Below are 13,872 nucleotides of genomic sequence, written 5' to 3'. Positions count from 1 at the left end.
ACGCTACGCAGGAGCCATTGCCCGCCCGTGACGCCGATGTTTCGGCAGTGTTACGTCAGCGGGGGCGGCCGGGTCGCACGCGGCGCGGGTCGATGCCCTTCGGGATGGGCAGGCTCGCCTGGCCGAGCGACGTGAGCCGGTTCGCGACCGCCATCACCTCCGCGCGGCTGAGCGTGCGCTTCAGCCGCCGCATCGTCTTCGTGAGCTTGCGCAGCTCGAGCTCCGAGTCCGGGCCGATCTCGATGACGTGGATCGGCACGTTCGGCACGATGCGCTTGACCTTGCGCTTCTCCTCGCCCAGCAGCCGCGCCAGGCGCTCCTTGGGACCCTCGGCGATGAGCACGACGCCCGGCTTGCCGACCGCGCGGTAGACGGCGTCCTGGGTGCGGGGGTTGACGCCGACCGGCATCTCGCTCGTCGTCCAGTTGCCGCGCAGGCCGTTCTTCAGCACCGCGCCGACCGCTCCGGGACGGCCCTCGATCTGCGCGAACGCGATCTTCTCGGCTCGCCACGTGAGCGTCATCATCATCAGCATCAGGCCGATGAGCACGCCGCTGATGATCCAGAGGACGAGGAACAGCGGGTCCTGGCGGAAGACGATCGCCAGCACCGTGACGAGCACGATGGGGCCGAGCAGCGCGAGCAGCAGCAACGGCAGCGCGAGCCGGTCGTTCTTGCGGGTCATCTGGAAGATGGACCACATCGTCTTGAGCCTGCCGGGCTCCTTCTCGGTGTCGCGTGCCATGTGGACAGGATACCGGCGCGCGGGCCTCGCGCTCTCCACAGGTGGGGTCCGAGGGACGCCGGTCGCGGCGGCCGCAGTGGCATGGTCGCCGACGTGGATGACGTGGTCGGGATCGACGAGGAGGACGACGCCGACGGTGCCGCGCCGACGATCGCGGGCCATCCGCTCGTGCGCGCACTGCGGCGCGACGCGGCGCGGGAGGTGTGGGTCGCGACCGACGCGTCGGGCGCCGGGGTCGAGCTGCACCGCAGCCTGCCCGGGGAGGAGGCGACGCTCGCCCGAGAGGCCGAGGCGCTGCTGGTCGCCGAGCATCCGCACCTCGTGCCGATCCTCGACGTCGCGACGGATGCGGGCGTCGTGCTCGTGCGGCCGCTCCTGCCTCACGACCTGGCCGACTGGCTCCGCGAGCGAGGTGCTCCGCAGCCGGGCGAGGCCGTGACGGCGCTCGCGCCGATCGCGGCGGCGCTCGGGGCGCTGCACGCCGTCGGAGCCGCGGTCGGCGGCGTGACGGCCCAGCAGGTGCGGCTCGACACCGATGGCGCGCCGCTGCTGGTCGGCGAGGGCGCGAACGTCGAGACCGCGCGGCCGTCGCCCGCCTGGCGCGAGCGCAGCGAGGCGGTCGCTTCGGATGTCGCGGACTGGGCGGCCCTGGCCGAGGCGGTGCTGTCGGCGGGCGGCGCCGAGCTCCCCGACAGCGTCGCTCGGGCGCTCGACGCGCGCGACATCGCGGCCGCCGGCGAGGCCCTGCTCGCGGCGTGGCCGGCCCTGCCGCTCGGGATGCAGCCCGACGCGGCGCCGGTCGAGGTCGCCCGGCCACGGCTCCGCGATCGGGATCGGGCGGTCGGGCTCGACGCCGTCTGGGCCAGGGCAGCATTGCTGCTCGAGCGCCTGAGCGATCGGATGCCGACGCTGCGGTCCGGGCGCATGCCCCGCGCGTCCGCGATCGTGCGTGGCCTCCGCGCCGTCCGTGCACCGTTCTGGGCGGTGGCGGCGGCGAGCGCCGTCGCTTTCGCCGTCGCCGTCGCGGCGCTGCTGCCGCCGACTGCGGCGGGGGAGGCGCGGATGCCCGTCTCGCCGCCGGCCGCGGCGTCAGCCGTGCCGACCGCGTCGCCCGACACGTCGGGGCCGCCGCAGGCCGCTCCGGCGGCGGCACCGACCGACGACCCCGTCACGGGTGCCGCGATGCTGCTCGCCGAGCGGGAGGCGTGCCTCGACGCGGCGGATGCGGCGTGCCTCGTCGGCCTGCACGAACCCGACAGTCCGCAGCTCACCGCGGACCGGCCGTGGCGCATGCCAGCAGACGGTCGGCTCGAGCTCGTCCAGCGGCTCGGCGAGGCGTGGTTGCTGCGCGTGGTCTCGGACGACGAACCGGCCTCGGTGCTCGTGATGAGCTCCGAGGCCGGTTGGACGCTGCGAGACGCGTGGCCGGACTAGACCTCGAACGCGCCCGACTCGAGCCGGGCCTTGACCTGGCCCAGGTAGCGGGCCGCGTCGGCGCCGTCGATGATGCGGTGGTCGTACGAGAGGGCGAGGAACACCATCGAGCGGATGGCGATCGAGTCCTGCCCGTCGACCTGCACCACGACGGGGCGCTTCACGACCGTGCCGACCCCGAGGATGGCGCGCTGCGGCTGGAACACCACCGGCGTGTCGAACAGCGCGCCGCGCGAGCCCGTGTTCGTCAGCGTGAACGTGCCCCCGGCGAGCTCGTCGGGGCTCAGCTTGTTGTCACGGGTGCGCTGCGCCAGGTCGGCGATCTCGGCCGTCAGCTCGCGGATGCTCTTCGAGCTCGCGTCGCGGATGACCGGGGTCAGCAGTCCGCGCTCCGTGTCGACCGCCATGGCGAGGTTCTCGGTCGCCGGGTAGGTGATCTCCGCGCCGTCGTCCGTCGCGTTGATGAGCGGGTGCGACTTGAGCGCCTCGACGGCCGCCTGCGTGAAGAACGGCAGGAAGGTGAGCTTCTGCCCCGTCTCCTGCTGGAAGGCGGCCTTCTTCGACTCGCGGAGCTGCGCGACCTTCGTCACGTCGACCTCCACGACGGTCGTGAGCTGCGCGAGCGTCTGCATCGACTCGACAGCGCGCTTCGCGACCACCTTGCGGAGGCGCGACATCGGCGCGGTCGTGCCGCGCAGCGGCGAGACCTCGACCTCGACCGGAGCCTGCTGCGCGGGCGCCTCCGCGGCCGGTGCCTGGGCAGCCGACTCGGCGGCCGCCAGCACGTCCTCCTTGCGGATGCGTCCACCGACGCCCGTGCCCGTGAGCGACGCGAGGTCGACGCCCTTCTCGTTCGCGAGCTTGCGCACGATGGGCGTGACGTAGGGCGTGCCGGTTGCGGGCGCGGGAGCGGCCTGCGGCGCCGGCGCGGCGGGTGCCTGCTGCCGGGCGGGGGCGGCCGGGGCCTTCGGCTGCGCGGGTGCGGCCGGCGCCTTCGGCTGCGCGGGCGCGGCCTGCTCCTTCGGGGCCTCCTGCTTCGGAGCCTCCTGCTGCTGCGGAGCCTCCTGCGCGATGGCCTCCTTCGCGATCTCCTCCTGCTCGACGCCCACCTCTTCGGTGCCGGCGCCCTCGATCACGTCCTCCTCGGCGGGGACCGGCTGATCGCCGGACGCCTGCGCGGGCTGCTGCTCGGTCGGCTCGCCGGCGGCCGGCGCACCGGCTCCGCCGCCGATGCGAGCGATCACGGCGCCGACGTCGACCGTCTCGTCCTCCTGGGCGAGGATCTCGGTGAGCGTGCCGGCGACCGGCGACGGCACCTCGGTGTCGACCTTGTCGGTCGAGACCTCGACGATGGGCTCGTCGACGGCGACCTCGTCGCCCACGGCCTTGAGCCAACGGGTGATCGTGCCCTCGGTGACGCTCTCGCCGAGCGCCGGGAGCGTGATCTCCGCGCCGCCGTCGTCGGCGGGCTTCGTGCCTGCCTCGGGCGTCTCGGTCGGGGTGGTCTCGGCCTGCTGGTCCGCCTGCTGCGAGGGGGAGTCCTGCGCCTCGGCGGCCGACTCGGCGTCGGCCTCCTGATCGGGCTCGCTGTCGGTGCCCGCGGTCGCGACCGCAGCATCGGGAGCGTCCTCGGCGGGCGCCTGGGCAGCCGGCTCGGCCTCCGCGGGCGCATCGCCCGCATCGCCGACGCGCGCGATCACGGCGCCGACCTCGATGGTGTCGTCCTCCTGGGCGAGGATCTCGGTGAGCGTGCCGGCGACCGGCGACGGCACCTCGGTGTCGACCTTGTCGGTCGAGACCTCGACGATGGGCTCGTCGACGGCGACCTCGTCGCCCACGGCCTTGAGCCAACGGGTGATCGTGCCCTCGGTGACGCTCTCGCCCAGAGCGGGGAGCTGGATGTCAGTCATGCTTCGTGTCTCCTGTGGCTGTCGATCAGATGGCGTGCAGCGGCGTGCCCGCGAGCTTGAGCATGGTCTCGCCGAGCGCCTCGTGCTGCGTCGGGTGCGCGTGGATGAGCTGCGAGACGTCCTCGGGGTACGCCTCCCAGTTCACGATGAGCTGCGCCTCACCGATGAGCTCGCCGACGCGGCGGCCGATCATGTGCACGCCGACGACGGGGCCGTCCTTGACGCGCACGGCCTTGACCGATCCGGTGGTGCCGACGATCTCGCTCTTCGCGTTGCCACCGAGCGAGTACTCGTACGTCTCGATCTGGTCGGCACCGAATTGCTCCTTGGCCTTCGCCTCGGTGTAGCCGACGGATGCGACCTCGGGGTCGGAGTAGGTGACCTTGGGGATGTTGAGGTCGGCGACCGGGCGCGGGTCGAGGCCCGCGATCTGCTCTGCGGCGAAGATGCCCTGCTGGTAGCCGCGGTGCGCGAGCTGCAGGCCGGGCACGATGTCACCGACGGCGTAGACGCCGGGCACCGAGGTCTGCAGGCGCTCGTCGACGGTGACGAAGCCGCGGTCCATCTGCACGCCGACCTCCTCGTAGCCGAGGTTCGCCGTCACCGGGCCGCGGCCGACGGCGACGAGCAGCAGGTCGGCGTCGATCGTCTCGCCGGTCTCGAGCGAGACGTGCACGCCCGAGTCGTCCTGCGTGACGCCCGAGAAGCGGGCGCCGAGCTTGAACTGGATGCCGCGCTTCTTGTAGGCGCGCTCGAACTGCTTCGAGACCGACTCCTCCTCGTTGGGCACGAGGTGGGGGAGGCCCTCGATGATCGTCACCTCGACGCCGAAGGAGCGCCAGACGCTCGCGAACTCGACGCCGATGACGCCGCCGCCGAGGATCGCCGCGCGCTGCGGGATCCAGTCGAGCTGCAGCGCCTGCTCGCTCGTGATGACGTTGCCGGTGATCTCGAGGCCCGGGAGCGACTTCGGGTAGGAGCCCGTGGCGAGCACGATGTTCTTGCCCGTGATCGTCTGGTCGCCGACCTGCACGGTCGTGGGCGACGTCAGCTTGCCCTCGCCCTCGATGACCGGGATGCCCTTGGCCTTGATGAGGCCCTGCAGGCCCTTGAACTTCTTCGAGACGATGCCCTCGCGGAAGGCCGTCACGCGCTGGATGTCGATGCCCTTGAGCTCGGCCTCCACGCCGGACTCCTCCGCGTCGCGCACGACGTCGGCGACCTCCGCGGAGTGGAGCATGGCCTTCGTCGGGATGCAGCCCTTGTGGAGGCACGTGCCCCCGAGCTTGTCCTTCTCGACGATCGCGACGGTCTTGCCGAGCTGCACAGCGCGCAGCGCCACGGCGTACCCCGCGCTGCCTCCGCCCAGGACGACGATGTCAAAGCTCTGATCGGACACGCACTAGCTCCTTATGAGTCTTCATTGCCGCTCTGGTCTCGCGGCGGTGCACGGCAGGTCTTGCCCGTCCCACCCTAGTCGGATGCGCCTGCACGTCGGGCGTGCCCCGCGCGGGCGCATCCGGGCAGGGCTGCCTACTCGGCCGTGCGCGCCATCGCCGCGAGCGTGCGGATGAGCCCGCGCACGGTCACGCCGGTGGCACCGGAGGGCGTGTGGCCGAACGGCGAGCCGGTGTTCGTCGACGGGCCGGCGATGTCGAGGTGCGCCCAAGGGATGGGCGCGCCGTCGCGCTCGCCGACGAACTCCGCGAGGAAGGCCGCGGCGAGCAGCATCCCGCCGGAGCGACTGCCGACCTTCGCGTTCATGAGGTCGGCGACGTCGGAGTCGAGCATGGGCAGCATCTCCTCCGGGATCGGCATCGGCCACAGCTGCTCGCCCGCCGCTCGCGAGGCGGTCAGGATCGCGTCGATGAGGGCGTCGTCGTTGCCCATCAGCGCGCTCACCCGGTCGCCGAGCGCGACCTGCTGCGCGCCCGTGAGGGTCGCGACGTCGATGATGGCGTCGGGCTGCGCCTCGCTCGCGAGCGCGAGGCCGTCGGCCATCACGAGCCGGCCCTCGGCGTCGGTGTTCGTCACCTCGACGGTCGTGCCGCCCCGCATGGTGAGCACGTCGTCGGGGCGGGTGGACGTGGAGGAGACGAGGTTCTCGGCGAGGCACAGGTGCGCGGTGACGCGGATCGGCAGCTGCAGCGCGGCCGCGGCGACGGTCACGGCGTAGACGGTCGCCGCTCCCGTCATGTCGAACTTCATGTGCTGCATCGAGGCGGCGGGCTTGAGCGAGAGGCCGCCCGAGTCGAAGGTGATGCCCTTGCCGACGAGCACGACGTGCCGCGTCGCGCCCTCGGGGGCGTGCTCGACCGTGACGAGCCGCGGCGGGCGGCTCGAGCCCTGGCCGACGCCGAGGATGCCGCCGAAGCCCTCGCGACGCAGTCGCTCCTCGTCGCGCACGACGACCGTGAGGCCCGCCTCCGGCGCCTCGGCGGCGACGCGGTCGGCGAAGTCGACCGGGCTCAGCAGGTTCGGAGGCGTGTTGGCGAGGTCGCGCGTCGTCCACACGGCTCGAGCGGCGATCGTCGCGTCGGTGACGACGGATGCCGACACCTCCGCCTCGCCCGCGACGACGGCGATCTCGCAGATCCTGGGCGCCTCGGCGCGCTTGAGCCCGGCGAAGCGGTAGGCGCCGAGCGCGGCGCCCTCGAGCACGGCGAGCACGTCCTCGCTCGACCGGACGGGCAGCGCCAGCGCGAGCGACGGCACGTCGCGCAGCGAGCGCACTGCAGCGCCCGCGACCTCACGCAGGCGCGTCGGCGTGACGTCGTCGCCGAGCCCGGCGAACGCGACGCGGCGACCGTCGACGACGGCCCGCACGATCTGCTCGCGCTTGCCGGTGACGCCCAACGCCGCCAGCAGCTCGGTGTCGAAGCCCGGGGCCTCGGGCGTCTCGCCTGCGCGCACGCCGTGCACCACGAGCTCCGCCGTGGCGTCGTCGGGGCTGGCGATGATGGAGAGTGTCGGGAGGGGCATGGGTCACGAGGATACCGGCCGCCTGCAGGAGGGTGCCCCGAAGACGGCGACCTGCGGATGGGCAGCCCGGCCGATCACTAGGCTGGGACCGTGTTCGATCCGCGCGAGCTGACCCTGTCCCTCGAGGACCTCGAGACGGTCCCGCACGGCCTCGACCTCGTCATCGCGATCCACGGCTTCGTCGACGCGGGCGCCGCCGCCGAGGCTGCGGCCGCCGCGATCCTCGACACGCTGCCGCACCGCAGCATCGTCGAGTTCGACACCGACGTGCTGATCGACCACCGCTCGCGGCGTCCGCGCATCCTCTTCAACGAGGACAAGATCGAGGAGTACCTGCCGCACTCGCTCACGCTCCTGGTCGTGGAGGATGACGCCGGCGTGCCGTTCCTGCTGCTGACGGGGCCTGAGCCCGACTGGATGTGGGAGCGGTTCACGGATGCGGTGCTCGATCTGATCGAGCGGCTCGGCGTCGCGTCGACCACGATCATCACCTCGATCGGCATGCCGGTGCCCCACACGCGCCCGCTCGTGTCGACGGTCTCCGGCAACCGCGTGGAGCTCATCGAGCAGTACTCCGCGTGGCGGCCGGTCTCGCAGGTGCCCGGCTCCGTCATCCACCGCATCGAGCACCGCCTGCACCCGATCGCGCCGGTCGTGACCTTCACCGTGCTCGTGCCGCACTACGTCGGCGAGTCGGGTTCGGCCGGTCCCGCCCTCGCAGCCCTCGAGGGCGTGACGAGCGCGACGTCGCTCGCGTTCCGCACCGAGGAGCTGCGCCAGGCCGACCGCGAGTTCCAGCAGCTCGTCGCGCAGCAGATGGAGACGAACGAGGAGCTCGTGCGGATCGTGCGCACCCTCGAGGCGCGCTACGACGCGTTCATGGCGCAGTCGTCGGTGCGCTCGCCGCTCACCGACGAGGACGGATCGCTGCCGAGCGCCGACGAGATCGCCGAGGAGCTCGAGCGGTACCTGCAGCAGCGCCGGCGCCCAGGGGCGGACCCGCTCGGATGAACAGCGCCCGCTCCTGGTTCGTGTGGGGAGTGGGCGCGATCGCGTACATGGTCGCGATCCTGCACCGCTCCTCGCTCGGCGTCGCTGGCCCCGCGGCGGCGGAGCGGTTCGACGTGCAGGCGACCCTGCTCTCGACCCTCGGTGCAGTGCAGGTGGGCGTCTACGCGGTGATGCAGATCCCGGTCGGCGTGCTGCTCGACCGGTACGGACCGCGCATCCTCATCGCGAGCGGCGCGGCCGTGATGGTCGGCGGGCAGGTGATGGTGGCCGTCGCCGAGGAGCTGCCGATCGCCATCGCCGGCCGCATCCTGTTGGGCATCGGCGATGCGGCGACCTTCATCTCGGTCATCCGGCTGCAGTCGGGCTGGTTCCGCGGGCCGATCGTCGCGCAGATGTCGCAGTGGACCGCCACGAGCGGGCAGCTCGGCCAGCTGCTGTCGGTCGTGCCGTTCGCGTGGCTGCTGCACGAGGTGGGCTGGACGCTCTCGTTCGGCTCGCTCGCGGTCGTCGGCGCCGTCGCGCTCGTGCTCGTGCTCATCGTCGTCTTCGACGCGCCCAGGGGCGGGGCGCCCGCGACGGGCTCGATCGACGTGCCGGAGGGCTGGTGGCCGCGCCTGCGCAGCGCGATCCGCCAGCCCGGCACGAAGCTCGGCTTCTGGACCCACTTCTCGCTGCTCGGCTGCACGAACGTCTTCCTGCTGCTGTGGGGCTACCCCATGCTCGTCGAGGGGCTCGGCTACGAGCGCGGGGAGGCGGCCGGGCTCATGGCCATCGTGGTCGGCACCGGCATGGTGGTCGGCCCGATCGTCGGCATCGCGACCGCGCGCTTCCCGCTGCGGCGATCGACGCTCGTGCTCGGGATCGTCGGACTCGTCGTCGCGACCTGGACGACCGTGCTCCTCTGGCCCGGGCATCCGCCGCACTGGCTCGTCATCGTGCTCGTCGTCGTGCTCGGCATCGCCGGTCCCGGCTCGACCGTCGGCTTCGACTTCGCCCGCACCTTCAACCCGCTGCGGATCCTCGGCTCGGCCAACGGGGTCGTCAACGTCGGCGGGTTCCTCGCGTCGTTCGCGCTCATGCCCGCGATCGGCGTCATCCTCGACGCCGTCCACTCGGTCCGCAGCGCTGCGGGGGAGAGCGTCGGCGTCTACGACTGGGAGGGCTTCCGCATCGCGCTCGCCTCGCAGCTCGTCGTGCTCGCCGTCGGCGTCGTCATGATCGTGCGCACACGCCGCCTCACACGGTCGAAGATGCGCGAGGAGGGCATCGAGGTCGCGCCGGTCTGGACCGCGATCGCCCGGTGGATGCGGGACCGCAAGGGCTGAGTCGAGCCCCGGTCGGGCGGATCTGCGCCATATGGGAATGCCCATGCCATACCCGGCGCTATACTGTCAAGACCGACCCAGTCGAGATCGCGCTTGCTCGCGGACTTGACATGGGTCATTCGACTGCCCCGAAGCCTGGGTGCCCGAGATCTGCGGAGGACGCATGCCAGCCAAGGAAACGACCACGACCGCCCGTCGAACCTCGACGAAGGCCGCCGCTGCGACCGACGCCGCTTCGACCGACCCCGCTTCGACCGAGGCATCGCAGGCCGACGCGCCCGCGGCCAAGGCCCCAGCGGCCAAGACCGCCGCGGCGAAGGCGCCGGCGGCGAAGACCGCTGCCAAGAAGGCGCCGGCGGCCAAGACCACCGCCGCGAAGACCACCGCCACGAAGACGACGGCCGCCAAGGCCACCGCCGCCAAGACGGCGGCCGCGAAGAAGGCCGCCGCTGCGGCCGGCTCCGACGAGGCCGCCGCCAAGCCTGCTGCCGCGCGCGGCGGTCGCCGCAAGGCCGCCGCCACCACGGAGGAGCCGGAGACCGAGGAGACCACCGAGGAGCCCGAGGAGGCCGAGGAGGAGGAGACGGTCCACGTCGAGAAGCTCCCGACCGGCGCAATGCGCCTCTCGGGTGACGACGACGAGCCCGCCGCGACGGCGATCACCGGCGCCACGGCAGACCCCGTCAAGGACTACCTGAAGCAGATCGGCAAGGTCGCGCTGCTGAACGCCGAGCAGGAGGTCGACCTCGCGATGCGCATCGAGGCCGGTCTCTTCGCCGAGGAGAAGCTCTCGCTCGAGCCCGACCTCGACTGGCAGCTCAAGCGCGACCTCACGCGCATCGCCCGCGACGGCCAGCGCGCCAAGAGCCACCTGCTGGGTGCGAACCTGCGCCTCGTCGTGTCGCTCGCCAAGCGCTACACCGGTCGCGGCATGCAGTTCCTCGACCTCATCCAGGAGGGCAACCTCGGCCTCATCCGCGCGGTCGAGAAGTTCGACTACACCAAGGGCTTCAAGTTCTCGACCTACGCGACGTGGTGGATCCGCCAGGCCATCACGCGCGCCATGGCCGACCAGGCCCGCACCATCCGCATCCCGGTGCACATGGTCGAGGTCATCAACAAGCTCGCCCGCGTGCAGCGGCAGATGCTGCAGGACCTCGGCCGCGAGCCGAGCCCCGAGGAGCTGGCCCGCGAGCTCGACATGACCCCCGAGAAGGTCATCGAGGTGCAGAAGTACGGCCGCGAGCCCATCTCGCTGCACACACCCCTCGGCGAGGACGGCGACAGCGAGTTCGGCGACCTGATCGAGGACACGGAGGCCGTCGTGCCCGCCGACGCTGTCGGCTTCACGATGCTGCAGCGCCAGCTCGAGTCGCTGCTCGACTCGCTGTCGGAGCGCGAGGCGGGCGTCATCCGCATGCGCTTCGGCCTCGGCGACGGCATGCCGAAGACGCTCGACCAGATCGGCGACACGTTCGGGGTCACGCGCGAGCGGATCCGGCAGATCGAGTCGAAGACGATGGCCAAGCTGCGCCACCCCTCGCGGTCGCAGCAGCTGCGCGACTACCTCGAGTGATGCCCCGCTGGTCGAGCCACACGCGCAGCGCGTGCGTCGAGACCACCGCCGTCACCGATCGTCATGAGGCCCCCCGGAACATCCGGGGGGCCTCGCGGCGTTCTAGGATGTGTTGATACCCCCGAGAAGGAGCGCTCATGCCTCGACCCCGCACCACCATGTCCCGCCTCGCCCCGATCGCCGCTGTGGCCGCGGCGTCCGTCGCCATCGTCGGCTGCTCCACGGCTGCGGAGCCCGGCGCGACGGAGGCCCCGGAGGCCTCGACGGGCCTGACGATCGAGCAGGTGCAGGAGGAGGGCGTGCTCGTCGTGGGCACCGAGGGCACGTACTCCCCGTTCTCGTTCCACGAGGGCGGCGCGGGCGAGCTGACGGGCTACGACGTCGAGATCATCACCGCGGTCGCCGAGGAGCTCGGCGTCGAGGTCGAGTTCGTCGAGACCCAGTGGGACGCGATCTTCGCCGCGCTCGACGCGGGCCGGGTCGACGTCATCGCCAACCAGGTGTCGATCACGCCGGAGCGCCTCGAGCGCTACCTGTTCAGCCAGCCGTACACCTACTCGCCCGGCGTGCTCATCGTGGCCGAGGGCAGCGACATCGCGTCGTTCGACGACCTCGCGGGCCGCACGAGCGCGCAGTCGCTCACGAGCAACTGGGCAGAGGTCGCGACAGACGCCGGCGCCGACGTCGAGGAGGTCGAGGGCTTCGCGCAGGCGGCCGAGCTGCTGCGCACGGGCCGCGTCGACGCGACGATCAACGACCGCCTCACCTACCTCGACTACGTGCAGTCGCAGGGCGGCGAGACGGGGCTCGTCGACGTCGCCGAGACCGAGGAGACGAGCGAGAACGCGCTCGCGTTCCGCGCGGGCAGCGAGTCGCTCGTGACCGCGGTGGACGAGGCGCTCGCCGCGCTCGCCGCCGACGGCACGCTCGCCGAGATCTCGGAGCGCTACTTCGGCGAGGACGTCTCGCAGCCGTGACGCAGTCCAGGTCCTCCCTCGCGGCCCCGGCACTCGCCGGGGCCGCGTCGGCGCGCGCGGCGACCCGTAGGCTCGCGGCGTGAACTGGCAGCTCATCCTCGACTCGATCGGGCCGATCGCGCTCGGGGCCGTGGCGGGCACCATCCCGCTCGCGGCGGCGTCGTTCGTGCTCGGCCTGCTCGTCGCGATCGGCCTCGCGCTCGCGCGCATCTCGGGCATCCGATGGCTCTCCGGCATCGCCCGCGCCTACATCTCGGCGATCCGCGGCACTCCGCTGCTCGTGCAGCTGTTCGTGATCTTCTACGGCATGCCGCAGCTCGGCATCACGCTCGACCCGTGGCCGAGCGCCATCATCGCGCTGTCGATGAACGTCGGCGGCTACGCGGCCGAGATCATCCGAGCGGCGATCCTGTCGATCCCGCGCGGGCAGTGGGAGGCCGCGTCGATGATCGGCATGTCCCGGGGCCAGTCGCTGTGGCGCATCGTGCTGCCGCAGGCCGCGCGCGTCTCGGTCCCGCCGCTGTCGAACACGCTCATCTCGCTCGTGAAGGACACGTCGCTGGCCTCCGTCATCACGATGACCGAGCTGTTCCGCGTCGCGCAGCGCATCGCCGCGCCGAGCGGTGAGTTCCTCACCATCTACATCGTCGCGGCCGCCGTCTACTGGGTGATCTGCCTCGTGCTCGCGGGCGGCCAGGACCGCCTCGAACGGAAGCTGGATCGCTATGCAGTCTGACAACACAGCGCCGTCTGACCTCCTGCTCTCCGCGCGCGGCCTGCACAAGTCGTTCGGCGACAACCACGTGCTGCGCGGCGTCGACCTCGACATCGCACCCGGCACCGTGCATGCACTCATCGGGCCGTCCGGCTCGGGCAAGACGACCGTGCTGCGCTCGCTCAACGGCCTCGAGAGGCCGGAGGCGGGCACGCTGCGCATCGGCGACCTCGAGCTCGACCTCTCGAAGCCGCGCACCGGCCGCGAGCGCGCCGCGCTCCACCGCGCATCCGCCATGGTCTTCCAGCAGCACCACTTGTTCCCGCACCTCACGGTGCTCGGCAACGTCACGATCGGACCCATCAGGGTGCAGGGCCGTGGCCGCGACGAGGCGACGGCGGATGCGCTGGCGCTGCTCGAGCGCGTCGGCCTGCGCGAGAAGGCGGATGCGTATCCCTCCTCCTTGTCGGGCGGCCAGCAGCAGCGCGTCGGCATCGTGCGCGCGCTCGCGCTCCAGCCGTCGATGCTGCTCTTCGACGAGCCGACGTCGTCGCTTGACCCCGAGCTCGTCGGCGAAGTGCTCGCCGTGATGACCGAGCTCGCAGGGGAGGGCTGGACGATGGCGGTCGTCACGCACGAGCTGGGCTTCGCGCGCGAGGTCGCCGACGAGGTGTCGTTCTTCGACCAGGGCGTCGTGGTCGAGCGCGGCACGCCCGAGCAGGTCTTCGGCGACCCGCGCGAGGAGCGCACGCGGCGCTTCCTGCAGCGACTGCAGGGTCCGTTCGGGCGCTGAGGCGCGCCGCGCACTGCCGGGCACACGGAAGCGGCCCGCCCCTGTGGGGGCGGGCCGCTTCGTGGTCAGTGCTCGATGGTGGGCACCGAGGGGCTGATCAACGCTCCTGGAGCTTGGCCGTCTCGTCGTGCCACACCTTGGCGAGGGGCATCATCGCTTCGCGGTGCTTCGCCGCGTGGTGCGCGCAGAAGAGCAGGGTGCCGCTCTCCATCGTCGCGCGGACGTACGCCTGGGCGCCGCAGCTGTCGCAGCGGTCCAGCCCGCTGAGCGGGGCGTCTGGCTCCTCGATCTCGAGCGTCGTGGTCTGGGTGTCGTTCACGGTGCCCTCCTTCTTCCGTCCGTGCTCCATCGTGGCACGTCCGAGGCGCGAAACCGTGCCAATCCGATAACGGTTCGCCAGCGGC

General features: G+C 72.1%; 12 protein-coding genes. 7 read left to right on the top strand and 5 right to left on the bottom strand.

Annotated elements, in window-relative coordinates; genetic code table 11:
* Nucleotides 1–55: 55 nt before the first annotated feature.
* On the bottom strand, nt 56–745 hold the full coding sequence (locus ACLQ21_RS03120) for a DUF4191 domain-containing protein (protein ID WP_425661334.1): 690 nt from the start codon (nt 743–745) through the stop codon (nt 56–58).
* A gap of 93 nt (nt 746–838) precedes the next feature.
* Between ACLQ21_RS03120 and ACLQ21_RS03115 the strand changes: the two genes are divergently transcribed.
* On the top strand, nt 839–2,179 hold the full coding sequence (locus ACLQ21_RS03115) for a hypothetical protein (protein WP_425661333.1): 1,341 nt from the start codon (nt 839–841) through the stop codon (nt 2,177–2,179).
* Here the strand turns inward: ACLQ21_RS03115 and sucB are convergent.
* The 3 genes from sucB to ACLQ21_RS03100 form a co-directional block, all read right to left on the bottom strand.
* Nucleotides 2,176–4,089 carry a 2-oxoglutarate dehydrogenase, E2 component, dihydrolipoamide succinyltransferase gene (gene sucB / locus ACLQ21_RS03110; protein ID WP_425661331.1) on the bottom strand — a complete coding sequence of 638 codons (1,914 nt, stop codon included), beginning with the start codon at nt 4,087–4,089 and terminating at the stop codon, nt 2,176–2,178. The genes ACLQ21_RS03115 and sucB overlap by 4 nt on opposite strands.
* A 25-nt stretch (nt 4,090–4,114) precedes the next feature.
* Nucleotides 4,115–5,488: a dihydrolipoyl dehydrogenase gene (gene lpdA / locus ACLQ21_RS03105; protein ID WP_425661329.1), complete on the bottom strand. Its 1,374-nt coding sequence runs from the start codon at nt 5,486–5,488 to the stop codon at nt 4,115–4,117.
* A 134-nt stretch (nt 5,489–5,622) separates the two neighbouring features.
* Nucleotides 5,623–7,071 (bottom strand): leucyl aminopeptidase, encoded by a 1,449-nt coding sequence (locus ACLQ21_RS03100; protein ID WP_425661327.1) that lies wholly within the window; start codon nt 7,069–7,071, stop codon nt 5,623–5,625.
* 90 nt (nt 7,072–7,161) lie between these two features.
* Between ACLQ21_RS03100 and ACLQ21_RS03095 the strand changes: the two genes are divergently transcribed.
* The 6 genes from ACLQ21_RS03095 (at nt 7,162) to ACLQ21_RS03070 (ending at nt 13,468) form a co-directional block, all read left to right on the top strand.
* The gene (locus ACLQ21_RS03095; RefSeq protein ID WP_425661325.1) at nt 7,162–8,082 is read left to right on the top strand and encodes a PAC2 family protein; all 921 of its coding nucleotides are present in this window, start codon (nt 7,162–7,164) and stop codon (nt 8,080–8,082) included.
* Nucleotides 8,079–9,407 carry an MFS transporter gene (locus tag ACLQ21_RS03090; protein ID WP_425661324.1) on the top strand — a complete coding sequence of 443 codons (1,329 nt, stop codon included), beginning with the start codon at nt 8,079–8,081 and terminating at the stop codon, nt 9,405–9,407. The genes ACLQ21_RS03095 and ACLQ21_RS03090 overlap by 4 nt, the downstream gene beginning before the upstream one ends.
* Before the next feature lie 163 nt (nt 9,408–9,570).
* Complete coding sequence (locus ACLQ21_RS03085; RefSeq protein ID WP_425661323.1) at nt 9,571–10,983, top strand: RNA polymerase sigma factor; 1,413 nt, start codon at nt 9,571–9,573, stop codon at nt 10,981–10,983.
* A 137-nt stretch (nt 10,984–11,120) separates the two neighbouring features.
* Complete coding sequence (locus tag ACLQ21_RS03080) at nt 11,121–11,960, top strand: amino acid ABC transporter substrate-binding protein (RefSeq protein ID WP_425661321.1); 840 nt, start codon at nt 11,121–11,123, stop codon at nt 11,958–11,960.
* A 79-nt stretch (nt 11,961–12,039) separates the two neighbouring features.
* A complete protein-coding gene (locus tag ACLQ21_RS03075) occupies nt 12,040–12,696 on the top strand; it encodes an amino acid ABC transporter permease (RefSeq protein ID WP_425661319.1) in 657 nt (218 codons plus the stop codon).
* Nucleotides 12,686–13,468: an amino acid ABC transporter ATP-binding protein gene (locus tag ACLQ21_RS03070; RefSeq protein ID WP_425661317.1), complete on the top strand. Its 783-nt coding sequence runs from the start codon at nt 12,686–12,688 to the stop codon at nt 13,466–13,468. Before ACLQ21_RS03075 ends, ACLQ21_RS03070 begins: the two co-directional genes overlap by 11 nt.
* A gap of 97 nt (nt 13,469–13,565) precedes the next feature.
* On the opposite strand, the gene ACLQ21_RS03065 is transcribed toward ACLQ21_RS03070, so the two are convergent.
* Nucleotides 13,566–13,787, bottom strand: a complete 222-nt coding sequence (locus ACLQ21_RS03065) for a DUF7455 domain-containing protein (protein ID WP_425661315.1) — start codon at nt 13,785–13,787, stop codon at nt 13,566–13,568.
* Nucleotides 13,788–13,872: the final 85 nt, after the last annotated feature.

This window comes from Agrococcus sp. DT81.2 (genome assembly GCF_049844935.1).
GTDB lineage: Bacteria > Actinomycetota > Actinomycetes > Actinomycetales > Microbacteriaceae > Agrococcus.
Note: the sequence above shows the minus strand (reverse complement) of the source record. Positions and strands in the feature narration are given on the sequence as shown.

What these genes read in the sequence shown, in the direction of transcription:
- ACLQ21_RS03085 (WP_425661323.1), top strand. Translation starts at nt 9,571, where the DNA reads ATGCCAGCCAAGGAAACGACCACGACCGCCCGTCGAACCTCGACGAAG.
- ACLQ21_RS03070 (WP_425661317.1), top strand. Translation starts at nt 12,686, where the DNA reads ATGCAGTCTGACAACACAGCGCCGTCTGACCTCCTGCTCTCCGCGCGC.
- ACLQ21_RS03080 (WP_425661321.1), top strand. Translation starts at nt 11,121, where the DNA reads ATGCCTCGACCCCGCACCACCATGTCCCGCCTCGCCCCGATCGCCGCT.
- ACLQ21_RS03120 (WP_425661334.1), bottom strand. Translation starts at nt 745, where the DNA reads ATGGCACGCGACACCGAGAAGGAGCCCGGCAGGCTCAAGACGATGTGG.
- ACLQ21_RS03100 (WP_425661327.1), bottom strand. Translation starts at nt 7,071, where the DNA reads ATGCCCCTCCCGACACTCTCCATCATCGCCAGCCCCGACGACGCCACG.
- ACLQ21_RS03090 (WP_425661324.1), top strand. Translation starts at nt 8,079, where the DNA reads ATGAACAGCGCCCGCTCCTGGTTCGTGTGGGGAGTGGGCGCGATCGCG.
- sucB (WP_425661331.1), bottom strand. Translation starts at nt 4,089, where the DNA reads ATGACTGACATCCAGCTCCCCGCTCTGGGCGAGAGCGTCACCGAGGGC.